We start from the raw sequence: 26,483 nt of genomic DNA, 5'->3' as shown, positions 1-26,483 counted from the left end.
TGTTGAATTTAAATGGGTGATGAAATATATGGAGGTGTATTTGTATTATCCGTTATCGTTAAAAATCTTCGTCGAGGCTGAAGGTGTTGCTGCCTTCCTTGTTGCCCATGACGCCTGCTTTCTGGTAATCGCCCACACGTTTTTCGAAGAAGTTGGTCTTGCCCTGCAGGGAGATCATTTCCATGAAATCGAAGGGGTTGGCGGCGTTGTATACTTTCTTGTAACCCAGTTCGGATATCCATCTGTCCGCCACGAACTCGATATACTGTTTCATCAGTTCGCTGTTCATGCCTATCAGTGCGGCGGGCAGCGCGTCCGTGATAAATTCCTTTTCGATCTTCACGGCGTCTGTGATGATCTCGTGCACTTCTGTTTCGGAGAGCTTGCCGTTGAGCATGCGGTACAGTTCGCAGGCAAATTCGCAATGCAGGCCCTCATCGCGGCTGATCAGCTCGTTAGAGAAGGTGAGGCCGGGCATGAGGCCGCGTTTTTTCAGCCAGAAGATAGAGCAGAAGCTGCCGCTGAAGAAGATGCCTTCCACCGCCGCAAATGCTACAAGACGTTGCGCGAAGGTGCCGTTCTCGATCCAGCGTAAAGCCCATTCCGCTTTCTTTTTCACGGCCGGCACTGTTTCAATGGCGTGGAACAGGCGATCTTTCTCGGCGGGGTCTTTTACGTAGGTGTCGATCAGCAGGGCGTAGGTTTCGGAGTGAATGTTCTCCATCATGATCTGGAAACCATAGAAGCAGCGCGCTTCGGGTATCTGCACTTCGCTCATGAAGTTCACCGCCAGGTTCTCGTTCACGATGCCATCGGAGGCCGCAAAAAACGCCAGTACATGCGAAATGAAGTGACGCTCGCCGTCCGTCATGCCGGCCCAGTCTTTCAGGTCGCCGGAAAGGTCGATCTCTTCCGCCGTCCAGAAGCTCGCTTCATGCCTTTTGTAATGTTCCCACAGCTTGGGGTAATTGATCGGCAGCAGCACGAACCTGTCTTTGTTCTCCTTTAATAAAATCTCATTCTCGTTACTCATACAAAAGTTTTTATATGGTTAGCAGGATGGAACCATCCATTAGTTCACAATGTCGGGGACGCGGTCGGACGGAAGATTACTTTTCCATGAGTGATACGGTGAGGGTCACTTTCGCCATAACCTTAGTCGCGAAGGTTTTGACAGTTACGTTGTTGCTGGCAGGTCTCCTGGCTTTCCCTTGCCGGGCGGGCCTTCCCGCTCCCGGAGGAGCAGTGGCGTTAGAAGAGTCCGGCATCTTAAAAGATAGGGGATCACAGTAGCGCGTCTGCTCGTGAATTCCACACGATTCCCTATTAATTCATATTCCGTTTACATCGGAAAAGAAGCCAGAACAACGGAGTCAAGAACTTGATGCAAATGTAACGATCACGTCAGGCGAAAAAAATGTAAGTTCCCCACAGGTGTGGATAAAGAATGTGGGTAAATTTCAGATATAGCAGGGGTGGGACATACGGACTTTTGCACAGCTTTTTGCACGCCGGAGGTATGAAATTTATATTAAATGTGTCAAAAAACTGGCATGATTATATGCGGGGCACCTTGTTGAGGAATTTCTTCCTGATCACCTCCTGCACCGGTATGCCGTCGATCTTGCTTTCCAGCCATGATACGATGTCCAGGTACAGGTAACTCCGTCGCTCATAGGGGCTCCGGGCGATCTGTTCCAGCCTTCCTTTCAGCTCGATGAACGCGGTGCGCAGCGCCTTCGGGTGGGCGTACATGTTCTTCCGCAGGAACTTCAGTATCTCTTCCATCACCAGGCTAAGGTCTTTGTTCTTGGCAATGAAATGATAGACGGATTTGATGAGGTATTCCACCAGGCTGTAGTTCTCCAGCTCGTAGTGCGCGATCAGGTGAAGGATGCGCGCAAAACACTGGATGTCCGCCCGCAAATTGCCGATCCGCAGGTGGATGATCTTGTTGAGGTAAACGATGGCGTTGTTATTGTCCCCGCTGCCAAAATAGAGGCAGGCGATCTTGTAATAGAAAACGAGTACCCGGTGCTGGTCTACCGTCAGCTGGTGCTCGGATATTCTTTCTTCCACTTCGGCCACCAGGCTCAGCCCTTCGGAGAAGGTGCCGTCCAGGAAGTGACGGTTGATCTTCCCGGTGTAGAGGTACACAAATGCGGAGGTGCGGGTGTTTTCATTGAGGGTTTCCTCTTTTTCTGTAATGAACCTTTCCATTTCGCAGAGCACTTCGGTGAACTTCTCATGGTTCATGGTGTGGAAATGCGCCGTGAGCAGGTTGTGCAAGGCCTTGATGTACAGGTCTACGTCCGAATCCCGGAGAGAAGGGTATTCGGAGAACAGGTCCACCCACTTCTGGGTGTAACGGTAGTACATCACAAAGTCCTGCAAAATATAGTAATACCAGCAGTACGCCTGGTAAAGATAGCTGCGTTCGTAAAAGCTCATCACGTGCTGCGGCTGCGCCGGCAGGTTGGAATCGAAGAAGCTTTTGAGGATGTGCACGTCTTTGTCGTCACGCGCATGGCCGAGCTTCAGGTACATGCCGTACATGCGGAGGGCGAGGGTAGAGAGCTTGCTCACATTGTTCAGCTGCTCGTTGATGGTGCGGGACTCGTCGCTCAGCTCGTCCGCGCGGTTATCGATACTGCGGGTGATATGGCGGGTTTCGATGAGCTTTTCAAACTCCACGATCTCGAAATACAGCATCACCTCCTCCTGCTCGCGGGCGCTTACCTTGGCCTTGCCGAGTATCTTGAGGCTTTGATGGTACAGCCCCTTGTTGTAAAGTACCCTTGCATAGTCCAGCTGCTCGCGGAGATCGATCAGCGGGTCTTTCGTTTTGTACAACAGCCGGAGGGTGGTGAGTAAATGTTTATAAAGATGGGCCTTTACGTTGCTTAACTGCTGTTTCTTGATGGCGGGGATCTTCTTCAGCACCTGCTCCTCATCGTAGTCCTTCATTTTGTCCAGCGTCTGAAACAGCTGTATGAACAGTACGTCCTCTTTCGTATTATCCCGGTTGAATGCCAGTTGAAAATTACGTTTTTCGGCCTTTGTGAGCGTTTTTATCAGTATGAATAGTGCATCGTTATGCGAGTTGGGCATCGTTGTTGTGAAATTGTAAATTGTTGATTCTCAATAAATTATTGGCTATACATACCAGTTGCGAATCGTAATAATGACAAATTTAACGATCTGCGGTTTAATTGTGTCAATTAGATTTGAAGGTATAAATCGACGGGGGATACAAAATTAAGCAAATTACGCATGGGAAAAACATTATTTGACAAGATCTGGGACAGCCACATTGTGGCGAGCAGGGAAGGGTTCCCGGATGCGGTGTACATCAATACGCATTTTATTCACGAAGTGACCAGTCCGCAGGCATTCGACGGGCTGCGGAAGCGCAACATACCGGTATTCAGGCCGGGGAAAACGCGGGCAACGGCGGACCACAACGTTCCCACGATCGACCAGCACCTCCCCATCAAGGAGGCCCTGAGCCGCAAGCAGGTGGAGATGCTCACGCAGAACACCACCGAATTTGGTATTGAGCTGTATGGTTTGGGGCACCGCTACCAGGGCATCGTGCACGTGATAGGGCCGGAGCTGGGCATTACCCTGCCGGGCATGACCATCGTGTGCGGGGACAGCCACACGTCCACCCACGGGGCCTTCGGCGCTATCGCCTTCGGCATCGGTACCTCGGAGGTGGAGCAGGTGCTTGCCACCCAATGCATCCTGCAATACCGCCCGAAGAAAATGAAGATAGAAGTGAAGGGGCAGCTGAAAAAAGGCGTGGTATCGAAAGACATCATCCTCTATATCATCTCGCAGATCTCCGCTTCCGGCGCCACCGGCTATTTCGTGGAATATGCCGGCGAGGCCATCCGCAGCCTGAGCATGGAAGCGCGCATGACCATTTGTAACATGAGCATAGAGATGGGAGCGAGGGGCGGCCTGATCGCGCCGGACGAAACGACCTTCTCTTATATAAAAGGACGGGAGTTCGCGCCCGCGGGAGAGGATTGGGACAAAGCCCTGGCTTACTGGCAAACATTGCAGTCGGATGCCGACGCGGAATTTGATAAAGTACTGACGTTCGATGCGGCGGACATAGAGCCGCAGATCACCTACGGCACCAATCCCGGTATGGGCATGGGCATTACGCAGCACATCCCCGCGCTGAACGAGATCGAAGAAAAGGAAAAGCCGTCTTTCTCCAAATCCCTGCAGTATATGGACCTCGAACCGGGGAGCCGGCTGCTGGGCAAGAAGGTGGATTACGTGTTCATCGGCAGCTGTACCAACTCCCGCATCGAGGACCTGCGCATGGTGGCGGAATTTGTGAAAGGAAAGAAAAAAGCGGAGGATGTGACGGTATGGATCGTACCGGGCTCCCGGCAGGTAGAGGCGCAGGCCATTGAAGAGGGAATCGACAGGATATTCGAGGAAGCGGGCTTCCAGCTCCGGCAACCGGGGTGTTCCGCCTGCCTGGCGATGAATGAGGACAAGATACCGGCCGGAAAATACTGCATCGCCACTTCCAACCGCAACTTCGAAGGCCGTCAGGGACCGAACGCCCGTACTTTCCTGGCAAGCCCGCTTACCGCCGCGGCAGCAGCGATCACGGGGAGCGTTACGGATGTAAGGGCGATGATCTGATACCGCCCTGCCGCGGCCCGATCAGCCGGATGGGGCATCCGGCGTTGCGCCGGCTGGATTTGCTAGCGGTGCTTTAATTTTTGAATAACAAGTTTAACTTTCTGATAGTGGACAAGAAATTTCACAACCTGGTATCCTCCGTGGTACCTGTACCCATAGAAAACATCGACACAGACCAGATCATTCCCGCCCGCTTCCTGAAAGCGACCACCCGCGAGGGCTTTGGCGAGAACCTGTTCCGGGACTGGCGGTTTGACGCGGAAGGCAACCCGAGAGCGGACTTTGCACTGAACAACCCGCTGTACAAAGGCCGCATCCTGGTGGCCGGCAAGAACTTCGGCTGCGGCTCCTCCCGCGAGCACGCCGCCTGGGCCATTGGCGATTACGGCTTCAAGGTAGTGGTGAGCAGCTTCTTTGCGGACATCTTTAAGAACAACGCGCTGAACAATTTCATCCTGCCCGTGCAGGTCAGTGAGGAATTCCTGGCGAAGATCTTCGCCGCGGTGGAAAAAGATCCGGCCGCTGAACTGGAAGTAAATCTTGAAGAGCAGTTCATCCGCATCCAGTCCACCGGCGAAAAAGAAGCATTCGCCATCAACCCGTATAAAAAGACCTGCCTGCTCAACGGCTACGACGACATCGACTACCTGCTGAGCCTGAACAAGGAGGTCAACGCTTATGAATCAACACGCCCTTTCAATTTTTAAAAAATATATCAGAACGCATCAATGGGAGTCACAAAGAAAATACTCGTAATACCCGGAGACGGGATCGGGCAGGAAGTTACAGCCTGGGGAAAGAAAGTACTGGAAGCGATCGCAGCGAATTACAAGCACACTTTTTCGTTTGACGAAGGCATCATGGGCCACGTGGCGATAGAGGCCACCGGCAACCCGCTGCCGGATGAAACGCTGGACAAGGCGCGCGCCAGCGACGCCATCCTCTTCGGCGCTATCGGCCATGCGAAATACGACAATGATCCCACCCTGAAAGTGCGCCCGGAGCAGGGCCTGCTGAAAATACGGAAGGAACTGGGACTGTATGCCAACCTTCGTCCCATTAAACTGTTCGACGACCTGTTGCATGCATCCAGCATCAAGCCGGAGATATTGCAGGGCGCGGACATCCTTTTCTTCCGTGAGCTGACCGGCGATGTGTATTTCGGGGAAAAGAAGCGGAGCGACGACCGTTCATCCGCCTCCGACCTGATGATCTATCATAAATATGAAGTGGAGCGCATCGCGCGCAAGGCGTATGAAGCCGCCCGCACGCGCCGCAAAAAGCTCTGCTCTGTAGATAAAGCCAATGTGCTCGAAGCTTCCCGCCTCTGGCGCGAAGTGGTGCAGGAAGTGGCAAAAGATTACCCGGACGTGGAAACCGAACATATGTTCATCGACAACGCGGCCATGCAGCTGATCAAGGATCCGAAGCGCTTCGACGTGGTGCTCACCGGCAACCTGTTCGGCGACATTCTCACCGATGAGGCTTCGCAGATCGCGGGCTCCATGGGCATGCTGGCCTCCGCGTCCGTAGGCGACGCCATTGGCTTTTACGAGCCTATCCACGGCTCCGCGCATGACATCACGGGCAAAGGCATCGCCAACCCGCTGGCCTCCATCCTGTCCGCCGCGCTGCTGCTGGATATTTCATTCGGACTGAAGGAAGAGTCCCAGCGCGTGATCCGCGCGGTAGACGCCACGCTGCGCCAGGGCTTCCGCACGATGGACATCGCCAACAAACACACGCCGAACGAACTACTGCTTGGCACGGACGCGATGGGCGCGAAAGTATTGGAAAACCTGAACTAATAACCTACTAACTCGAAATTCAATAACATTACCATGGACAACAATCGTGTTTACGTTTTTGATACGACCCTCCGCGATGGCGAACAGGTCCCCGGCTGCCAATTGACCACCGTAGAAAAGATCGTGGTGGCGAAAGAGCTGGAGGCACTCGGCGTGGATGTGATCGAAGCTGGCTTCCCGATCTCCAGTCCGGGCGACTTCCAGAGCGTCGTCGAAATATCCAAAGCCGTATCCGAGCCCGTCATCTGCGCACTCACCCGCGCCAACACGGCAGACATCGACGCTGCCGCGGACGCCCTGAAATATGCCAAACGCAAGCGTATCCACACCGGCATCGGTTCGTCGGACATGCATATCAAATACAAATTCAACAGCACCCGCGAGAACATCCTGGAGCGCGCCGTTTCCGCCGTGAAATATGCCCGCAAGTTTGTGGATGATGTGGAGTTCTATGCGGAAGATGCGGGCCGTGCGGACAATGCATACCTCGCGCAGATGATCGAAGCGGTGATCGCGGCAGGCGCCACCGTGGTGAACATCCCCGATACCAACGGCTACTGCCTCCCGGAACAGTACGGCGCCAAGATCAAATACCTCATGGACCATGTGTCCAATATCGATAAAGCCATCATTTCCGTGCATTGCCACAATGACCTCGGCCTCGCCACCGCGAACACCATGGCCGGCATCATCAACGGCGCACGGCAGGTGGAGTGCACGATCAACGGCATCGGTGAACGCGCCGGCAACACTTCCCTGGAAGAAGTGGCCATGATCCTGAAAACGCATCACGCCCTCGGCTACACGACAGGCATCAACAGCAAACGCATTTACGAGATCAGCAACCTGGTATCCAACATGATGCGCATGCCCGTACAGCCGAACAAGGCGATCGTGGGCCGCAACGCTTTCGCGCACAGCTCCGGCATTCACCAGGACGGCGTGCTGAAGCACCGCGAGAACTACGAGATACTCAACCCCGAGGATATCGGCCTGCAATCCAACGCCATCATCCTCACCGCCCGCAGCGGCCGCCACGCATTGAAGCATCACCTCGAAAGACTGGGCTACAAGATCGACAAGATCAACCTGGACGATGTGTACACCCGCTTCCTGGAAATGGCGGACAGTAAAAAGGAAATCACCGACCACGATCTGCAAACCTTGATGGGCGACGGCGCTGCCAATAATTATGACGACAAGGGCATTAAGGTAACGCTGCTGCAGGTGGTTTGCGGCGATCCCCTCCGCCCGATGGCCACCGTGAAGCTGCAGATCAACGGCGAAGAAAAAGAAGCGAGCGCCGCCGGCAACGGTCCCGTGAACGCGACCATCAACGCCATCCACAATATTATCAACGACGAGATTACGATCGATGAATTTTCCATCCAGGCCATGCACGGCGGCAGTGAAGACGTGAGCAAAGTGAACATGCGTGTGCGCCACGACGGGAAATCCTACTACGGTTTCGGTTACTCCACAGACATCGTGAATGCCAGCGTGCATGCGTATGTGGACGCGCTGAACAAGATCTACTGATTTTTTTTAAAGGTTTGTAAAGGGAACGCTGCCCCGGGGGACCGGGGCGGCTTTTTTTTTGTGGAAGGTTGCGTATATTACGCCCGGACTTGGGGCCTATTATTTGCCAACCAAAACAACCCGTAGTATGTATCTATTGTCGTTGAACGGTATTTATCCCGTGCTGGGCTGGGTGGGCACGCTTGCCTATCTGCTCGCCTACTTTCTGCTGAGCGTGAACAAGATCAATGCCCGGCAACTTATCTACCATACCCTGAATGCGGTAGGCGCCATAGGACTCACTGCCAATGCGCTGCATTATGCGGACCTGCCCAATGTGGTGGTTAACCTGGTGTGGGGGCTCATTGCCGTCAGTGCTTTTGTCGTGATTTCCCGGAAGAAGAAGGGGAAACCAAATTAAGTTGCTGTAAAGCCAGCCCCTTGTACTGCGCCAGTTTTTGTTTGTACTCTTTTTTATTGCTGACCAGGCTCAGGTAATAATAAGCGCCGTCCACCATCACAAAAATAGTGTCCGCCACCGCCGCCGGATCTTTCACCTTCAGCACCCCCTGCTGGTTACATTCCTCTATCAGCGCTCTTAAATTCCCGCGCAGGGTGTCCAGCAATACCTTGTAGTTCTCTTTTACTTTCTGGTCGCGGAACACCAGCGAATAGCAACTGTAAGCAACACTGTCATCGAACAGCACGTTCCATTTATGCGAGAATATATTGTCTATTACTTTCAGCAGTTTTTTATGGGGATCACCTTTGTAGGCGGCGGGTGTTTTATAGATCAGCAAATACTGGTCAAGGATATATTCAATAAGCCCGTACACCAGGTATTCCCTGGTTTTAAAGTAGTGGATGACCAGGCTGGGGTTGATGTTGATGAGCGCAGCCGTTTTGGCTATAGAGGCGTTTTCAAGTCCTTCTTTCTTCGCAATCGTGTAAAAAGCCTCAATAATTTCTTTCTGCCTGGACTCCTTGATGCTTCTTCTTCCCATATGTAATGCAGTTCGCTGATTTCCGGCAAATATAGTATTCCCGGTTCAATGTTGTATGTCTGTTTAATAAATGCCAGCCGTTATGAAAGCCTCCCGGTAAAAAAAATACAAACGGTTGCATAATACGGAAGGATGATTGAATGCATCACCTATAGGGCATTTCATTCAAAATCCGTATTAACTAATTGTAAAGATTACGTTATGAAAATAAAAATTAATTGAATGAATGTTCAATTAATTTTTATACATTGATCTAAATACACATTTTTACGCCAGCAAAAAAGAACACCACTTTTTAATAAGCAATCCTATTTATTAACAACCAGGTCATTTTTATGAAAACAAAATTTTTACTCATGCTTTCATTGCTGTTACAGGTGGCGGCATTCGCACAGAATGTTACCGTATCAGCAGGCGCGAATGTTACCGTAACAGGCACGGTGCGTTCGGCCAGTGACAATACCCCGCTGATCGGCGTATCGATCTCGGTGAGTGGCACCAACCGGGGCACCACCACCAACGTGGATGGCAAGTATTCCCTCTCCGTTTCCAGGGACGCTGTGCTTGTATTTTCTTTCCTGGGGCATGTTACCCAGCAGGTGCCGGTAGATGGCAGAACGAACATCAACATTCAGCTGCAGCCCGGCGGCAGCGATCTGGCCGAAGTGGTGGTGACCACGGCGCTCGGCATCAAAAAGCAGCAAAAAACACTGGGTTACGCTGTGCAGGAAGTGAGCGGCGAAACGATGGCCAAAACCAAGACCGCCACGGCTTTGAGCGCATTGACGGGCAAGGTGGCCGGCCTGAATATCAACAACACCACTGACCTCTTCCGTAACCCCGGCATATCGCTCCGTGGCAGATCGCCGCTGATCGTAATAGATGGCATCCCCGACCCGGATGCCGATCCTTACAAGCTGAATGCCGACGATATTGAAAGCATCAGCGTACTGAAAGGCACTGCTGCCGGCGCGTTGTACGGCGCTATGGGGGTGAACGGCGCTATCCTCTACACCACCAAGAAAGGCGGCAGGGGAAAACTGGTTGTGGAGGTCAACTCATCTACCATGTTCCAGCCCGGCTATACCGTTGTCCCTGAAGTGCAAACGGTATACGGCGGCGGGGATCAAGGTAAGTATGCGTATGTGAACGGTTCCGGCGGCGGCACAGAAGGCGGCGGCTGGATCTGGGGGCCGAAGCTGGACCAGCGCGATCCCTCCACGCCCAGCGGCTTTTATGAAACTACGCAATACGATAGTCCCATCGACCCGAACACCGGCCAGCGTATAAAAACGCCCTGGGTGTCGAGAGGCCGCAACAATATCCGGAATTTCTTCAGGACCGGTCTTCTATCGACCAATAGCGTGTCCGCTTCCATCGGAAGCGAGAAAGGTTCCTTCCGGGTGTCCGCCAGCCACATTTTCCAGAAAGGGGTAGTGCCCAACACGGAGCTGAACAACTCTTCGTTCTCTATCGGCGGTAACTACCGGCTGTCTCCCAGGCTGACCATGGATGCGAAGCTGACCTACAACCGGGAGTACTCCGATAACTATCCCACCGTAGGATATGGTCCCCCCAACTACCTGTATAACCTGATCCTCTGGATAGGGCCGGACATCGATATCCGCGATCTCGAAAATTACTGGATACCCGGCCGCGAAGGTCTGCAGCAGCGCAACTACAACCTCTCCTGGTACAATAACCCGCATTTTGTGGCCAACGAGCTGCTGAATGGTTATAAGCGGAATAACAGTTTCGGACAGGTTACTTTCGATTACGAGATCGCCAACAATTTTACCGTCAAGTTCCGGAACGGATTCAACCAGTATTCCACCAATTCCGAACTCCGCGAGCCTAACAGTTATGTGGCGTATGACTACATTTCAAGAGGCAACTATTCCACCGATGTGGCCAATTACTTCGATATCAATTCAGACCTGATCCTGAACTACAATCACCAGTTCGGCAAGGCATTTAAAATAAACGTAACCGCCGGCGGCGCCAACAACTACAGGCGGTATGAATCAGCATACACCACTACAGACGGGTTAACGATCCCGGGGTTTTATGCCATCAGCAATTCCATCAATCCCCTCAAAGGTTCCAACCTGCTGCGTGAACGCAGAACAGCGTCTGCCTATGGTATGCTGGACATTGAAACATTTGGCTTCTTGTACCTGTCGCTGACCGGGCGGTACGACAAAACTTCCACATTGCCCATCAAGAATAACGCCTACTTCTATCCTTCCGCCGGCGTATCAGCTGTGCTTTCAGATGTACTGACCCTGCCAAAGGCGATTTCTTTCCTGAAATTACGGGGTTCCTGGGCTAAAGTGAATACCGGCTTTATCAATGATAACAACCCCTATGCGCACATTTTCACCTATAATATCGGGGCCAAGTGGAACAATGTACCTTCCCTGGGCGTGCCAAGTCAATTTATATCGCCGGACCTTGTACCTGAAACAGTACTGTCAGGAGAATATGGCATAGCTGCCGGCTTCTTCCAGAACAGACTTAATGTAGACGTGACCTATTTCAGGAATAAGGACTATAACAATTTTCAGCCGGTTACCCTTTCCCAGGCCAGCGGCTACGGCAGCATCCAGAAGAATGCGAATGTTTACCTGCGGAAAGGATGGGAGTTCATGCTCAGTGGAACGCCGGTCAGGAACAAAGACTTTAAATGGGATGCGGCGATCAACTTCAGCAGCATCCACCGCTGGCTGAAGGAGTCTACCGATAATTCCGATGGTTACCTCGGGCTGGTGAAAGAAGGACAGCGTACAGACAGGATCTACATTACCGAAAGCCGCGCACCAGATGGCCAGGCCATTTACAACTCCAATGGCATGCAGGCTTATACCCCCATAGGCCAGTATTTCGGGCATAGCGATGCGGACTGGATCTATGGCGTACAAAACACCTTCAAATACAAGGACTTTTCGCTCAGCTTTTCTATAGACGGCCGTCTCGGCGGGTTGATCTATTCTACCACCAACCAGAAAATGTGGTGGGGCGGCACGGCCAAAGGAACCGTTACTTCTTACCGCGATGATGCGAACGCCGGCCAGAACACGTATGTCGGGCCGGGTGTTGTGGTAACCGGGGGCAGCGTGGAATATGATGCCCATGGCAACATTACTTCCGATACCCGCAAGTTCGCGCCCAACACCACCGCCGTGAACTACATCAGCTTCATGCAAACCACCAGCGGCGGCATGCTGAACAACTATCACTATTACAGCGGCACTTACCTGAAGATGCGTGAAGTGGTGTTAACGTATAATTTGCCTGAACGGTGGGTAAAAGGAAAGTTCAGCAGCGCTTCCGTATCGCTGATCGGCAACAACCTGTTCATCCTGTCAAAGATCCCGAATGTAGATCCTGATGCGGAAAGCGACAACCTGCAAACGCCGTCCATGCGCTCCTTAGGGTTCAACATCAACCTGAAGTTCTAACCAGTTGCATTCACATTTATTAAACGTTAACAAGATGAAACGACATACATTATTGTTCCTGTTACTGGTCGCCGCTTTTGCTTCGTGCAAAAAGTTCGAGGACTTCCAGATCAATCCGAACAATCCTACCATAGCAGACCCTTCGCTGTTGTTGCCCGCCATTGAAAGGACCGCTTTTTCCACCATATCGGCAGATGCCGCGCTGGCCTCCCGGTACCTGGTGTATACACAAAGCGTGAGCAATTCCCAGTACTACGGATGGCAGCGCAGCGGCATGGGGTATGGCAACATCAGCCAGGTGGTAAAAATGGAACAGGAAGCCGCCCGGACCGGCAAGAAGAATTACCGTTATATCGGCAAATTCCTGACCTCGTATTTCATTGTGGGCATGACGCAAACCTTTGGCGATATTCCTTACTCCAAAATGATGCAGTCCATCCGCTTTAATAACGTAACAGACACTGCCGCCATCAGGCCGGCGTACGACAGGCAGCAGGATGTTTACCGCGGCGTGCTGGACGAGCTTAAAATTGCGAGCGACTCTTTGTCGGCCGCAGAGCTGGCGGTGACGGGGGATCTGGTATATGCCGGCGATATTGAAAAATGGAAAAAGCTGGTCAACTCTTTTACCCTGCGCGTATTGATGAGCCTTTCGAAGAAGGAAGGAGAGGCGTCTTTAAACATTCAACAGCGGTTCAGCGACATCGTGTCCAATCCCACCAAGTATCCTTTGCTGGCATCCAACGCGGATAACGGGCGGCTGCCTTACTATGACATCACGGGCAACCAGTATCCTTATTTCAACAATAATTCCATGAAAACGGATTATTACCTGGACAGCACTTTTGTAGATATTTTGCAGGAGCTGCAGGATCCGCGCTTGTTTGTTTTCGGCAAGCCAACACCTTCTTCCAACCTTCCGGCAAACGATTTTGATGCGTACGACGGTCTGCGGGGCAGCGCCTCCCTGGCCCAGAATACCGCCAAAAGAGGAGCGGGCAATGCTTCCCAGATCAATGACCGGTATTCTTACCAGGCCACCAATGAGCCGAGCGTACTGATGAGCTATGCCGAGTTGCAGTTCATACTGGCGGAAGCGGTGGTGCGCGGATGGATCACGGGTGATGCGGATACGTACTACGAGAACGGCATCAGGGCTTCGCTGGAATTCTCCAATTTCAACAATACCTACGAAACGGCGGATATCAATGATTATCTTGCCCGGCCTGTTGTAGCTTTACAGCCCGGCAACGAGATCAGGCAGATCATCACCCAGAAGTATATCAGCATGTTCATGAATACCGGCTGGCAGCCGTTCTACGAACAACGGCGCACCGGGTTTCCGGCGTTCGACGTAACCGGGTCGGGGATACTGAACGGCGGCGTGGTGCCCAAGCGCTGGATGTACCCTAACGATGAATTTCTCAATAACCGGGTGAATGTGGAAAGCGCTGTGAAAAGCCAGTATCCCGGTGGGGATGATATCAATGGCGTAATGTGGATCTTACAATAACAAACATATTCAGAAAGATGAAGAAAGGATTTTTAATAGCGGTATGTTTTTCCTGTGTAACAGGATTGCAGGCGCAAAAGACGAAGAAGGCGGTATTTGTGATCGTAGACGGCATTGCGGCCGATGTGATCGAGAAACAACCCACGCCTCACCTGGACAGGATCGCCAAAGCCGGCGGGTATACCCGGGCGTATGTGGGTGGCGAGAAAGGCGGGTATTCCCAAACGCCCACCATTTCCGCGGTGGGCTATAATAGCCTGCTGACCGGCACCTGGGTCAACAAACATAATGTGTGGGACAATGATATTGCTGCGCCCGACTATGATTACTGGACCATCTTCCGCTTCTTTAAAGAACAATACCCGCAAAAGAAAGCGGCCATTTTTTCCAGCTGGCTGGATAACCGCACCAAGCTGATCGGCGAAGGATTACCTGCTACCGGCAACCTGCAGCTGGATTATCATTTTGACGGTCTTGAGCTGGATACGGTGAAATATCCGCACGACAGGAAAAAAGAGTACATGCAACATATCGATGATGCGGTGACAGACGAAGCGGCCCGCTACATCCGGCAGGAAGCGCCGGACCTCTCGTGGGTGTACCTCGAGTACACCGATGACATGGGCCACCGGTATGGCGACAGTCCCGAGTACTTCCGCGCCGTGGACCTGATGGACAAGCAAATGGGCCGCCTGTGGGAAGCCATCCGGTACCGGGAAAAGCAATTCAAAGAAGACTGGGTGATCTACATCACTACGGACCATGGCCGGGACAGCGCCACCGGCAAGCATCACGGCGGACAATCCGACCGCGAGCGCAGCACCTGGATCGTTACCAATGCGCAGCACCTGAACAATTATTTCAAAACCGGCCACCCCGGTATCGTGGATATTATGCCTTCCATCGCCAATTTTTTGGGCGTTCAGATACCCCGGGAGCAGCTGATGGAAGTAGACGGAATACCGCTGACCGGCGCTGTAGCCGCCACCCATCCCGGCGCCCGGCTGGAAAACGGGAAGATCAAAGTAACCTGGAAGGCCACCGGCCGGAAAGGAGATGCGAAGATATGGCTGACCACCGCCAACCGGTTTAAGGAAGGCGGCAGGGATCAATATGTGCTGAAAGCCACCGTGCCTGTTGGTAAAGAGGAAGCCGTTATTGATGCGGGCGGGGCTTCGGGCTTCTATAAAGTGGTGATTGAAACGCCGGATAATTTTCTGAACCGGTGGATCGTGGTGAAGTAATGGAGAGAATTATTGTAAAGGAAGGCATTGCGCCCAGCGGGCGCAATGCCTTCCTTCTTTTTAAACGTGCGGATAATTTACTGGGTTAATTTTCACTGATGTCCGTAATATGTGTGATCTCCTTTGCCAGCAAAGCTTCCGAATAAGATTCCCGTACATACAGCAGGTAGCCGGAGAGAAAGATCGCCAGCAGATTGATGCCGATGAAAGCTCCCCCGCCGGCGCCGCTAACGGAAATATTGAACCGGGAAAGCTCCGCCTGAAGGGAGAAAGCGGAGCCGCTGAAAGGGGACCAGCTCAGCGAAAGCGCCAGCCCGGAAATATATTTGAACACATATCCGTGCCAGCCGATGTGTACGGTCTGCAACAATTGATGTATAAAGGAATAATGTAATCCCGCTACCGGTTTTTTCAGGATCAGCACCCCGCAGCAGACAGAGAACCCGTACAGCACTGCTACTATCAGCAACAGCAACGGATCGAACCGGTTTGCGCCGGCGTAAGACCACGCCAACATACCGAAGCCGAGCATTCCTCCCAGTACCTGGTACCCCGCCAGCGCCTTAAAAATGATGTTCAACCGGAACAGCCGCCTGTGCTCCACCCGCATACGAAATATTTTTCGCTAATATCTTGATTTTCACGCATAAATGGAAACCGCAGTTTTTTCCGTTTCGCGTAAACCTTTTTCCGTTTACGATACAATAAACCCTGAATTGGTGTGGAACTTTGCGGGCGAATCAATTAAAATTTACCTCCCTTATGCGAATCTTGATGATGGGCCTGCTGGTTCTTTGCGCCGGCGGCGTTTTCGGTCAATCTGTTGTGAAAGGCACCGTGAAAGACCAGGATAATAACCTGGTGCCGGGTGTAAGCGTTATGCTCGGAAAAGGAAAAAATACGGTGACCAATGTGTCCGGACAATTCAACCTGAACGATCTTCAACCCGGAAAATATACGCTCCGGTTTACCTATATCGGCTACGAACCGGCTTCCCGCACCATCGATCTGAAAGAGGGGGAAACGCGGGTGGTGGATATTGTGCTCACTTCTTCCGCGGAGCAACTGCAATCTGTAGAGATCACCGGCCGCAAGGAATCCGGGTACAAGAACACCAACTCTTTCATCGGCACAAAAACAGCTACCGCACTGAAAGACGTACCGCAATCCATCAGCTACGTTACCAAGGAGCTGATGTACGATCAGCAGGCGATGCGCATCGGCGACGTGGTTAAATATATGAGCGGCGTGAACCAGTATACCGCGTATGATGATTTTACGATCCGTGGTTTCCGCACGCAAAACAATTCCTCCGTACAACTGATGAACGGCCTCCGGACGATCACCGGTTTCTGGAAGCAGCCGCTGACGAATTACCTCGAAAGGGTGGAAGTGATCAAAGGTCCCGCTGCGGCGCTGTTCGGCAACAGCTCGCCAGGCGGCATCATCAACCGTGTAACGAAAAAACCGTTGAGAGATCCGCGGCAGAGCATCAGCTTCACAACGGGCAGCTACAATACTTTCCGCACGCTGGCCGATTTCACGGGGCCGCTGAATGAATCCAGAACCCTGCTCTACCGCATGAACATTGGATATGAAAATTCCCAGAGCTTCCGCGATCTGCAATACGACAAAAACTTCATCGTGGCGCCTTCCATTTCATTTATCCCGAATGATAAAACGCAGGTGAATGTGGACGTGGTGTACAACCGCAGCATGAGCCGGCTGGACCGCGGGCAGGCCGTATTCGGCAACAACGATATTTATTCCACGCCCATTTCCAAAAGCATCAATGCGGTGAATGATTATCTGAATGAAGATAACCTGATGATCACCGCATCGCTGACGCACAAGTTCTCGGACGCGGTACAGTTCAACGTCGCTTACCTGAAAACTTCCTGGGAAGAAGACCTGCTGGAGCACCGCGGCGCCAATACCTACGCGAAAGACAGCGCGGGCAAGCCGATTTCCACGCTGGTAGAAATGCAGGTGTTCGACCGCAACCGCCGCACGGTTTCCGATAATATTTCCACCTATTTTACATTTGATGTGCACACGGGTTCACTGAACCATAAGCTGCTGGCGGGATATGACTTTGCGCAATCCAAAACGCCCTGGGGCGCATCCCAGCTCACTGCCAACGGGTACCGGAACAATACGAACACAGGAGCTGGCGCTTACAATGCGGCGGAACCCTGGCGCTTTATGTATGATGCGCAAAACCGCCCCGTGCCCAACGTGCCGCATTTCGATCTTACAGCTGCCAGTCCATACCAGCTGTATGATATGAGCAAATACTTCTTCGTTAAAGCCGCATATGATCCTACGCTGTACAATGCGCATGGCCTGTATGTGCAGGACCAGATCACGATCGGCAGGTTCCAGGCGCTGCTTGGCCTGCGGTATGATGCTTACCGCGACTGGCTGAACTACGAGAAGCCAACGGAAGAGATCGTGAAGCAGGATGCCATCATTCCCCGCCTTGGCCTCGTTTATTCCCTGACGAAAGACATCAACCTGTATGCTACTTATTCAAAGGGATACAATCCGCAAACCTCGGTGAACATGACCAATCCGGATGCGGGAGGGCCTTTTGACCCTGTTAAAAGCAGCCTGATAGAAGCGGGCGCCAAAGGCGATTTCTTCAAGAACAGGCTCTCCGCCACCGTTTCCGTGTACCGCATTTACCAGGAGAACATGTTGCTCAGTATGCCGGGAAGCGACCAGCTGCGGGAGGTCGATGTGGAATCGAAAGGCGTGGAGCTGGATGTAAAAGGGCAGATCACACCGGAATGGTTTGTAACACTGGCTTACGCCTATAATGATATGCCGATCAAGGAAAGCGATGAACCAAAAGAAGTCGGCCGTCAGTCCCCCGGCGCACCGCAGCACCAGGGTTCTTTCTGGACGAAGTACTCTTTCAGCAGCGGCGTATTGCGCGGCATCGGCTTCGGGGCGGGCGGCAATTTTGTGACGCAGCGGTTCATGGATTCCAATGCTGACCAGGTATTGCCCGGCTACGAATTGCTCAACGCCGCTGTGTACTACCGCATCGACAAGTTCCAGATACAGTTCAACCTGAACAACGTGCTCAACAAAACGCACTGGGTGGGCGGATATGACTATCTTCGCCTGTTCCCGGGGGCGCCGCGGAACTGGCTTACATCCGTAGCTTATACATTTTAATGACTGCTAAAAAGATCATACGGCAACTACATCTCTGGCTGGGGCTTGGCTCCGGCCTTGTAGTTTTGATAGTCACGCTGTCCGGCGCCGTGCTGGTCTTCGAAAAGGAGATCGAGCACCTGGCGAGCCACCGGCTGTACTTCGTTACGCCCGGAGCGGCGCGCCTGCCGGTAGACAGCCTGAAGAAACAGGCGGAGAATTTCGATCCGGCCATTAAGCTGACCAGTCTTGAAATGGAGCCGCATGCACCGGACCGCACCGCTTTATTTTACGGCAAAAAAGGAACAGTTACCTACCTCATTGCGGTGCATCCGTATACCGGCGAAGTGATAAAAGGCGTGGAGGCAGAAAAACGTTTCTTCCCCATCATGCTCCGCCTGCACCGCTACCTGCTCGCGGGTGATGCGGGCAAAGCCGTTACCGGCGTTGCCTGCCTGATCTTCCTTGTGCTGGTGATCAGTGGTATTGTGCTGTGGTGGCCGAAACGCTGGAAGTATCTCCGGCAGCGCCTCCGCATTAAATGGACGGGATCATTTAAGCGGATCGTGTGGGACCTGCATGCGGTGGGTGGCTTTTACATGCACCTGCTCATTTTTGTTATTGCGCTGACGGGGCTTACCTGGAGTTATAAATGGTTCAATAACGGCATTTTTATGTTGTTCGACGGAAAGCTCATGGAGCCTTACACCGCGCCTGCCAATAAGGTGATGCAGCCGGCGGACGAAGGATTTTATGAACGGCTCTACCAGCAGGTGAACAGGGACTTGCCGTACAAAGGGGGCCTGGCCTTCCGGTTTCCGCCGAATGACAGTTTATCCGTTGCCGTTACCAAGGAGAATTACGAAGCGAAGATCACCAACGTGGTCGATTTTATATATTACGAAAACGGTACCGGCAACGTGTTGCGGAAACGTTTGTATAAAGACCAGAGCACGGGCATGAAAGTCCGCCGCGCGATATATCCCATCCACACCGGCAATATATTCGGCTGGCCTACAAAGATACTGGCGCTGGTATCCTGCCTGCTGGCGGCATCCCTGCCGGTGACCGGCTTGCTGATCTGGCTGAAAGGCGCGAAGGGCGGAACGCAAAAGAAAGTAAAGCGAAAGCGGATCGTATTACGTTCCTATATGGAAAATGCCCGCGGATGACGCGGGCATTTTTATGATCATTCGGTTACCACGATCGTGTCGGAACCTTTTACATCTACATAGATCGGCTTGGGACTGACAGGATTATATCCGGGGAAATAATCGCTGATGCGTAATTGTATGCGCATGGTATTGGGGCCGTCGTCGTTGAACGTATAAGTGCCGGTGGGCAATGTATCCGGAATGCGGTAAGTGGCGGATGTGGCGGTGGCGCTCACCAGCTCCAGTGCGCCGAGCTCGGTTTCCGTCCACCAGTCCGGCAGCGAATACAGCCGCGCTCCCTGCATGTCCGCAAATTGTGTTCCTTCAAAAGTGATGGTCTCCCCCCGCTTCCAGGTCATGCTGCCGGAAAGCTCGTTCACCACGGGCCGGTCTTCCCAGCCGTTCACCACGCCGAGCACGGCGTTCTCTGTGATGACGGATTGTGTGCCGCTGGTCACCTTAATGCGGTAAGGGCCGGCTGCGATCTGCCCTTTTTCGGGCACTTTCACGCGCATCATGGAATCACGGCCTGCGGTGTAAAAGGTAACGGGCAGTTCTGCTTCGTTGTTCTCCGCGTCTACGAGGAAATAATGTGTCTGCTGGTTGTCGCGGATGACATACCGGAGCGTGGTGCTGTTATCGTAAGTCATGTCACTGCCGAATACTACCGATTGCCCGAACCCGGTGTACAGCTGAATAGCGGGTTGCTGCACGATCACTTTCAGGAAATAATCTTTCAGTCCGCCGTCCTGCGCTTCGACGGTGTATTTCGTGCCGGTGGCAAAATCGACTGCAGTTCCTGAAGCCGGACTGACGGTTGCATTTTCCGATACGGTGACCTTGGGCCGTACCTGTTCTGGCAGGGGAAGGTGATATGGCCAGTAAATGATCACGGTGTCTGCTGTAATGGCGCCGGACACGGAATCCGCGCCGTTCGTCTGCACCGCAAAGCTGGTAATGCGGTGATAGGGATAGGGCGCGTGCTCCGTTTCTTTTTTGCAGGCCGCGAAGAACAACAGCGCCGCGAATGCCAGTAAAATATGTTTGCGTTGCATGATCTTAATTTTTTACGGTGATGCGGATGGGATGGTGCATGGTGGATACTTTGGAGTAGCTGTAGATGCGCAGCCGGTAAAGGCCGCCGGTCTTCAGCGCTGCTATTGTTTCGTCCATCGAACCGGGATAGGCGGAGATCACGGCGGTCAGCTCTGAAATGTTATTGGTATTGGTGACGCTCATTGGCAGGGGCGGCAGTTCCGTACCGTCGTCCTTTACTAGCACCATCCGCACCAGTTCATGATTTTCCGAGAATCCGCTGCCTCGCGCCACAAGGAAAATATTGGTATAGATCTGGGACAGGTCCAGTTCATAGCCGGTGATGTTCTCCGCATCCGGTGAAAGCTCTTCCATGTAAAGATCGGGCTGCTGCACGCTGATATGCAGCGTGTAGGTCCTTGTTGCACCGTCTTTCGATTTCACCACGTAGCGGAGGTCGCGTCCTTTCCAGAAGTAATCCAGCAGGTCTTCCACCATGGTGCCGCTTTCGGGCGTTACGGTGGCGCCTTCGGATACCGTGATCTCCGGCTCTATGATCACCAGCTGTTTGTCGTACGGCAGGTAAACCTGTATGGAGCTGTCCTCATCATTGACAGCGCCGTAGATGGGATCGCCGGTCACATTTACGATCCGGAATTCCAGTATGCGGTTGGCGGCTTCCGGCGGCGCGGGCACCGTATCGGTCTTGGTACAGCTGAAGATGCCCATGCAAAGTGCAAGCAGGGGCGCAGCTAGTTGTAGCGTTGTTTTCATCAATTGTTTATTTGATTTGAAGGCATAGCAAGTCTGTGCGCACAGCCTGCGCTGTGCGTGTTGAGCCGATCTGTTACCGGGTTATTTCGTCCGGAGATTCCTGGACCCGTCTGTTTGTACAAAATAGCGGAAGGTGAGATAAGGCGCGGGCCAGAACAGATCGGTCACAACCGCAGGATTTCCTTTGTAAATATTGAGCAGCTCCAGCTTCGCGTAATGGCCGGTGGCCGTGCGCAGCACGAAGGTCCTGTTTTTGATCGGCACGCAGATGTGGTTTTGCAGGCTGTAGAAAAACCATCCATACCCGCTGCCGGTATCCCATCCCGTACCACCGTTCCCGTTAGTGTCGAATTCTGCGTCCGCGGGTGCTTCGGTCACCTGGTCGTATGGTTTGTCCACTACCACCATTACTCCTTTACCGGGACCGCCATTGCCGGGTGTGCCGGGAAACTGTCCGTTCACAGTTACATAGGAATTGTATTCTTTGGAAAAGGCAATGTCCCAGTCCGCTTTCTTCAGGTATTGCGCGGAGTCCGCCGCATTTTTGATGAAGCGCGTTTGCCGGGTGGTCATGGAAAAAAGCACGGTGTAAAAGGGGCGTTTTTCTTTTCCTTCGGTATCGCCCATGGAGGCGAGGGTGTCGCAGGCGAGGTCGTAGACCACTACGCTGACGCCGTCTTCCTTCGAGGGGGCCACGTTGTCTTTCGTACATGCGGCAAATGGTATAATGGCGGCGAGTAACAGGAAATATTTTCTCATGGTTTCATGTTTTGTTTAAAACGCCAGGTCAGTCCGGCGATGAACATGCGGCCGGGTTGAGATGGCATCAGATGATCTGTATAGTCGAATACATTGTCCACCGTGAATTGTACGGTGAACTGGTCTTTTAAGAGGTTTTTGCGGATGGATGCGCTGCCGGTGAAATATCCGGTGATGAATACGTCGTACGGATCGATGAAGCCGTTGTTGTCCTGATCGATGAAGCCCGCTTTGCTGCGGTAGTTGCCGCGCAGCGAAACGCCGAGACCGAGGGGCTGATGTTCATAGAATACCTGCATGTTGGCGCTGTGGCGGCTGCGGTTGGGGAGGTTGTAGTAATCGGATACTACGGCGGTACGTAATCCACCGTCTGCGCGTACGGTGAGGCTGCCGGATTTGATCGCGTCGAGGGAAGCTTTGTCTTTGGCATCAAGGTACTGATAGCCGGAAACGATGCTCAGGCCGTTGAGCGGCGACCATTTTACGGTGGCTTCGATGCCTTTTGTGAATGCCTGTTCGATATTGAAATAGCTGTAAATGGGCTGGCCGTTTTTCATGAGCCCTACCGGCCGGAAGAATATCTGGTTGCGAATGTCGTTGTAGAAGCCGTTCACGCTGAATTCAGTGTTGGTGAATGGTTTCCAGGTGGCGCTGAGGTTGAGTGAGAGGGAGGTTTCCGGCTTGAGGGGTTTTATGTCGCCGGCGACATCGAACAGTTGCTGTATCATCCCTGTTTCCTGCAATATGTTTATTTTCTCTTCGAAGTTATTGGCGCCGATCACGGTGTAGCCGGTGGACACATTCGTGAACATCTGGTAAAGCTGCGCGAAGGTGGGCGCTTTAAAGCCATTGCCGGCGGAGAATTTGAAGCTGATCTTTTGGGATGGATGAAAGGCCGCTCCGATCGTAGGGTTCACCTTGCCGCCGAAGATGCTGTTGCCATCGTACCGCACGCCGGCGATCAGCTCATACTTTTCGGCTGGTTTATAATTCGCTTGCAGGTAAACGAAATAGTTATACATATCCACGCTGTCCATTCCCTGGTAATCACCGCCGGCGCCGCCGGTGAGGGACAGCTTTTTATCCAGAAAGTCGCGCGTACCCTGTAATTCAAGCCGGTGAACGGATTGGGTAAAGCGGTTCGTTTGCAGCACTTTGCCGGTTTGCAGCAGGGCTGCTTCCTGGTCGGTAGAATAGCGGGAGAAATAATACCTGTTCAGTAAACGGATGCCGTTGCGGAGATTGCTGTTGAGCGAAACGCCGAGGTTGAGGTCCGTTTCATCCAGCACGTCGCGGAAGGGTTGCGCGCTGTAGTTCCTGTCCATCACCGAATGCCGGGAAGAGTAGCGGCCGCTCAGGTTGGCTGTGTGCACATCATTGAGGCGGTATTTGCTTCTTCCCTGGAAGGTGAGGCTGTTGTAAGGCGGCGCGGTCTGTCCTTCTTTGAGATAAGGCGTGTTCACATTGAATCCGTCTGTGCGGTAGTAGTTGCCGGAAAGGTACACGGAGCCTTTATCTCCCGCGAAGGGCGTTTCGCCTTCCAGCGTGGCGTCGAGCATGTTGTAGGTGCCGTATTGCACGTTGGCCATGCCCTGGCGGGTATTGATGTGCTGGCGGGTGATGATGTTGATCACGCCTCCGAGCGCTTCGCAGCCGTAGAGGCTGCTGGAAGCGCCTTTGATGATCTCTATTCTTTCAATATCGGAAACGCTGATGCGCGACAGGTCGAAGTTGCCGTTAAACCTGCCGTTCATTGGCTGGCCGTTCAGCATGATCATGATATATTCCGATCCGAATCCCTGCATTTGCACGCCCACAGAGCGGTTGCCCGCGCCAAGATCGTTCACGATGGCCATGCCGGTCTGCTCCCGCAACACTTCATCCAGCCGCCGGCTGCCAAGCATGGCAATGGTTTTTTTCGTGATGACGGTCACCGGCTGCGCGATCTTTTTTATATCGATGATATCATCGTCTTTTTTATAAACATTCCCTGTAACCGTAGTGCCTTCGAGTGATTGGCTGGCGGGCGTCAGCTCCAGCCGTATGTCCTGCTCCCGCCCTGCCTTCAGCACGATCAGCTGGCTTAACGTCTGGTACCCGATAGAGCTGGCGGTCAGCGTATATGTGCCCGGCGGAATGCCGCGTATCTCGAAACGCCCGTCATTACCCGCTACAACGATCTTCACCGTTTTATAGTCCGCATCCAGCGCAATGGTGGCCGCCGGTACGGGTGTTTTCCCTTCTGTTACGGTCCCTTTTAATATGGCGTTGGACTGCGCAAGGGAAATATGTGAGCAGAGCAGGAATATAAAGGCCGGGAGTAGTTTATGCAGCATAGCGCTGCAAAATTCCGCTCAATCACTGACCAATAATGGAGAAAATGCAACCTCCGAAGGAAAAACTTCCTTTACTGGCAGGCATTCTTCCGCATTGCGTAAGAAATATTCCGTTTGTGAGTTGTCATAATAATGTTTGCTATTTAATATTGTTGTTGTTTTGTTACAATTTCATGACTTTGAAGCAGCTTTATCCCACATCACCATTGACCTGTTCGCTGGATATTTATCACAGCGGGCAGCAACTGCTGGAAAGGCGCAGGAGCGTACATGAAAACGGTAATGATGGTTCATTGTATGAACTGAGCAGTCCGGACGGTATCCGCTTTGGCTATTATAACGTGCAGTCCTCCGAAGGCGGAGAAGTAGTGATCAACAACATTCATCCCTTTATGCAGCTCAGCTATGCCGTGAGCGGCAGCAAAAGTTATACGATCGACGAAGGGAGAAAAGAGTTCGCAACGTTTCAGCAGCAGCAATATAATTATCTTTTTTTCCGGGAAGACCAGATACGCCTTAGCTGGGAGCCCAACAAGCACCTGGAAATATTCGAGCTGGGCCTCAGTCCCGAGCTGTTTGCGAAATGGCTGCCGCAGGACCATCCGTTTTACCCCCTGTTCGCCGAAAGCGTGGAGAAGAACGTTTCATCTCCCATGAGCAAGCAGAACCTGCCGCTGGCGCCGAAATTCAGCAACATTCTTTACGACATCCTGCACTGCCCGCTGGAGAACCGCTACAAGCAGCTGTACATCAAGGCGAAGGCCGTGGAGCTGTTGTCTTACCAGCTGGAACAATACGAGCAGTACGCCGGCGAAAAGATGAACAACCCCGCCCGGCAGCTGCGGAAGGAAGAAGTGGAAAGGATGTATCATGCGCGGGACATCATCGTGAACAACCTTAACAGCCCCTGTTCACTGATAGACCTCGCCAGCCAGGTAGGCACGAACGAGAACTACCTGAAAAGCCACTTCAAAGCGGTATTCGGAAACACGGTGTTCGGTTACCTGTCAGAGATCAAGATGAGCCAGGCAAAGGAAATGCTGCTGGAAGGAAAGAGCGTGTCTGAAGTATCGATCCTTACAGGGTATAAGCATATCCCGCATTTCAGCCGGGCGTTCAAGAAGCATTTTGGTTTTTCGCCGAATGTGCTGACGAGGAATAAGGGGCGGGGGGATTGACGGAAATTCTTATCTCGTCTGCAAGTCCCTGATAACCTTTTCCAGTTTCTCCTTATCATTCATATATGGCGCCAAATCGAAGAGCGCTACCTTCCTGTATTCCACCGGATGGCTTTCGCTTTGCAGCGCTATATAACCTTCGTTGAGCAGCTTGCCCGCCTGCAGCAGGGAAGGATCTGCATGAGAAACATTACCGCCGCCGATCTGGGGTTTTTCGTATACCAGCACGGTATCTTTCTCCACAATATGTTTAACGATGGAATCCCCCAGCACCAGCACTTCCGCGGTCACCCACTGGTCCCCGTCATAGGTTTTTGATTTTGAATCGATGCAATGCGCGGTGATCAGCTTGTCGTTCATCACTACATTGGTACCGGGTGTGCAGAGGTTGGCGGTGCTGCGTTTACCCTTTCCCGTGCCGCCGAGCAGCTGCACTTCGATTGAGATCGGGAAATCCTGGTCTTTACCCATTGTTGCGGCGGATTGCGAGTGGATCATAGCGCCGCTGTTGCGGAAAGCCCAGCCCGGGCCGCCTGCTACCTGGTCGCCGACAAAACGGTATTCCATCACCAGCAGGTAAGCGGAGAATTTCCGTTTGTGGAAGATGTGGCCGTATTGTTCGTCGAATGCCTTGTAGTTTTCATAAGATACCACCAGCTTGCCGTCCTGCACGCGGAAAGTGTTGCCGTTGTTATCATTCAGCTCGTGACCGGTGATCTTGATATCCCAGTCTTTCAGGTCTTTTCCGTTAAAGAGTTGTATCCAGCGTTTGCCTGGTTTTTGTACGGCGCAGGCGCTGAAGATAAAGGCGAGGCTAACTGTCAGCCATAATTTCATTGTTCTCATGAGGACTTGTAATTAGG

General features: G+C 52.6%; 20 protein-coding genes and 1 riboswitch. Of the genes, 11 read left to right on the top strand and 9 right to left on the bottom strand.

What is annotated here, in order from left to right:
- Positions 1 to 58: 58 nt before the first annotated feature.
- Positions 59 to 1,033 (bottom strand): ribonucleoside-diphosphate reductase small subunit, encoded by a 975-nt coding sequence (locus tag CCY01nite_RS00385; RefSeq protein ID WP_146857325.1) that lies wholly within the window; start codon positions 1,031 to 1,033, stop codon positions 59 to 61.
- 140 nt (positions 1,034 to 1,173) lie between these two features.
- Positions 1,174 to 1,379, bottom strand: a riboswitch (cobalamin riboswitch).
- Positions 1,380 to 1,557: 178 nt separating this feature from the next.
- Complete coding sequence (locus CCY01nite_RS00380) at positions 1,558 to 3,111, bottom strand: hypothetical protein (protein ID WP_146857324.1); 1,554 nt, start codon at positions 3,109 to 3,111, stop codon at positions 1,558 to 1,560.
- 162 nt (positions 3,112 to 3,273) lie between these two features.
- Here CCY01nite_RS00380 and leuC point away from each other — a divergent pair, with 162 nt between their 5' ends.
- The 5 genes from leuC (at position 3,274) to CCY01nite_RS00355 (ending at position 8,418) form a co-directional block, all read left to right on the top strand.
- Positions 3,274 to 4,671 (top strand): 3-isopropylmalate dehydratase large subunit, encoded by a 1,398-nt coding sequence (leuC, locus tag CCY01nite_RS00375; RefSeq protein ID WP_146857323.1) that lies wholly within the window; start codon positions 3,274 to 3,276, stop codon positions 4,669 to 4,671.
- A gap of 107 nt (positions 4,672 to 4,778) precedes the next feature.
- Positions 4,779 to 5,378 (top strand): 3-isopropylmalate dehydratase small subunit, encoded by a 600-nt coding sequence (leuD, locus tag CCY01nite_RS00370; RefSeq protein WP_186830833.1) that lies wholly within the window; start codon positions 4,779 to 4,781, stop codon positions 5,376 to 5,378.
- Between the two features lie 21 nt (positions 5,379 to 5,399).
- Positions 5,400 to 6,479: a 3-isopropylmalate dehydrogenase gene (gene leuB / locus CCY01nite_RS00365; RefSeq protein WP_146857322.1), complete on the top strand. Its 1,080-nt coding sequence runs from the start codon at positions 5,400 to 5,402 to the stop codon at positions 6,477 to 6,479.
- Between the two features lie 33 nt (positions 6,480 to 6,512).
- Positions 6,513 to 8,018 (top strand): 2-isopropylmalate synthase, encoded by a 1,506-nt coding sequence (locus CCY01nite_RS00360; protein ID WP_146857321.1) that lies wholly within the window; start codon positions 6,513 to 6,515, stop codon positions 8,016 to 8,018.
- A 127-nt stretch (positions 8,019 to 8,145) separates the two neighbouring features.
- Entirely contained in the window at positions 8,146 to 8,418 is a 273-nt protein-coding gene (locus CCY01nite_RS00355) for a CBU_0592 family membrane protein (protein ID WP_146857320.1), read from the top strand.
- Here the strand turns inward: CCY01nite_RS00355 and CCY01nite_RS00350 are convergent.
- Positions 8,369 to 9,001: a TetR family transcriptional regulator C-terminal domain-containing protein gene (locus CCY01nite_RS00350; RefSeq protein ID WP_146857319.1), complete on the bottom strand. Its 633-nt coding sequence runs from the start codon at positions 8,999 to 9,001 to the stop codon at positions 8,369 to 8,371. The genes CCY01nite_RS00355 and CCY01nite_RS00350 overlap by 50 nt on opposite strands.
- Before the next feature lie 356 nt (positions 9,002 to 9,357).
- Between CCY01nite_RS00350 and CCY01nite_RS00345 the strand changes: the two genes are divergently transcribed.
- From CCY01nite_RS00345 to CCY01nite_RS00335, 3 genes are read left to right on the top strand one after another with little or no spacing between them, the layout of a single operon-like run.
- Complete coding sequence (locus CCY01nite_RS00345) at positions 9,358 to 12,462, top strand: SusC/RagA family TonB-linked outer membrane protein (RefSeq protein ID WP_222614288.1); 3,105 nt, start codon at positions 9,358 to 9,360, stop codon at positions 12,460 to 12,462.
- A gap of 34 nt (positions 12,463 to 12,496) precedes the next feature.
- Entirely contained in the window at positions 12,497 to 13,975 is a 1,479-nt protein-coding gene (locus CCY01nite_RS00340) for a SusD/RagB family nutrient-binding outer membrane lipoprotein (RefSeq protein WP_146857317.1), read from the top strand.
- A gap of 17 nt (positions 13,976 to 13,992) precedes the next feature.
- Positions 13,993 to 15,219, top strand: a complete 1,227-nt coding sequence (locus CCY01nite_RS00335) for an alkaline phosphatase family protein (RefSeq protein WP_146857316.1) — start codon at positions 13,993 to 13,995, stop codon at positions 15,217 to 15,219.
- 85 nt (positions 15,220 to 15,304) lie between these two features.
- Here CCY01nite_RS00335 and CCY01nite_RS00330 read toward each other — a convergent pair whose 3' ends face one another.
- Positions 15,305 to 15,829 carry a hypothetical protein gene (locus CCY01nite_RS00330; protein WP_146857315.1) on the bottom strand — a complete coding sequence of 175 codons (525 nt, stop codon included), beginning with the start codon at positions 15,827 to 15,829 and terminating at the stop codon, positions 15,305 to 15,307.
- A 152-nt stretch (positions 15,830 to 15,981) separates the two neighbouring features.
- On the opposite strand from CCY01nite_RS00330, the gene CCY01nite_RS00325 reads away from it, so the two are divergent.
- Together CCY01nite_RS00325 and CCY01nite_RS00320 are read left to right on the top strand one after the other, a co-directional pair.
- Entirely contained in the window at positions 15,982 to 18,405 is a 2,424-nt protein-coding gene (locus CCY01nite_RS00325) for a TonB-dependent receptor (protein WP_146857314.1), read from the top strand.
- Positions 18,405 to 19,556 carry a PepSY-associated TM helix domain-containing protein gene (locus tag CCY01nite_RS00320; RefSeq protein ID WP_146857313.1) on the top strand — a complete coding sequence of 384 codons (1,152 nt, stop codon included), beginning with the start codon at positions 18,405 to 18,407 and terminating at the stop codon, positions 19,554 to 19,556. The genes CCY01nite_RS00325 and CCY01nite_RS00320 overlap by 1 nt, the downstream gene beginning before the upstream one ends.
- 17 nt (positions 19,557 to 19,573) lie before the next feature.
- Here CCY01nite_RS00320 and CCY01nite_RS00315 read toward each other — a convergent pair whose 3' ends face one another.
- The 4 genes from CCY01nite_RS00315 to CCY01nite_RS00300 form a co-directional block, all read right to left on the bottom strand.
- Entirely contained in the window at positions 19,574 to 20,593 is a 1,020-nt protein-coding gene (locus CCY01nite_RS00315) for an SGBP N-terminal domain-containing protein (RefSeq protein ID WP_146857312.1), read from the bottom strand.
- 4 nt (positions 20,594 to 20,597) lie between these two features.
- On the bottom strand, positions 20,598 to 21,347 hold the full coding sequence (locus CCY01nite_RS00310; protein ID WP_146857311.1) for an SGBP N-terminal domain-containing protein: 750 nt from the start codon (positions 21,345 to 21,347) through the stop codon (positions 20,598 to 20,600).
- Positions 21,348 to 21,428: 81 nt separating this feature from the next.
- On the bottom strand, positions 21,429 to 22,106 hold the full coding sequence (locus CCY01nite_RS00305; RefSeq protein ID WP_146857310.1) for an HmuY family protein: 678 nt from the start codon (positions 22,104 to 22,106) through the stop codon (positions 21,429 to 21,431).
- Positions 22,103 to 24,442: a TonB-dependent receptor gene (locus CCY01nite_RS00300; RefSeq protein ID WP_146857309.1), complete on the bottom strand. Its 2,340-nt coding sequence runs from the start codon at positions 24,440 to 24,442 to the stop codon at positions 22,103 to 22,105. The genes CCY01nite_RS00305 and CCY01nite_RS00300 overlap by 4 nt, the downstream gene beginning before the upstream one ends.
- A 179-nt stretch (positions 24,443 to 24,621) precedes the next feature.
- Here CCY01nite_RS00300 and CCY01nite_RS00295 point away from each other — a divergent pair, with 179 nt between their 5' ends.
- Positions 24,622 to 25,620: a helix-turn-helix transcriptional regulator gene (locus tag CCY01nite_RS00295; protein WP_186830832.1), complete on the top strand. Its 999-nt coding sequence runs from the start codon at positions 24,622 to 24,624 to the stop codon at positions 25,618 to 25,620.
- A gap of 9 nt (positions 25,621 to 25,629) precedes the next feature.
- Here CCY01nite_RS00295 and CCY01nite_RS00290 read toward each other — a convergent pair whose 3' ends face one another.
- On the bottom strand, positions 25,630 to 26,466 hold the full coding sequence (locus CCY01nite_RS00290; protein WP_246129811.1) for a 3-keto-disaccharide hydrolase: 837 nt from the start codon (positions 26,464 to 26,466) through the stop codon (positions 25,630 to 25,632).
- Positions 26,467 to 26,483 lie beyond the last annotated feature (17 nt).

Origin of the sequence: Chitinophaga cymbidii, from assembly GCF_007992715.1 — a bacterium.
In the GTDB taxonomy this organism is placed as follows: domain Bacteria; phylum Bacteroidota; class Bacteroidia; order Chitinophagales; family Chitinophagaceae; genus Chitinophaga; species Chitinophaga cymbidii.
Note: the sequence above shows the minus strand (reverse complement) of the source record. Positions and strands in the feature narration are given on the sequence as shown.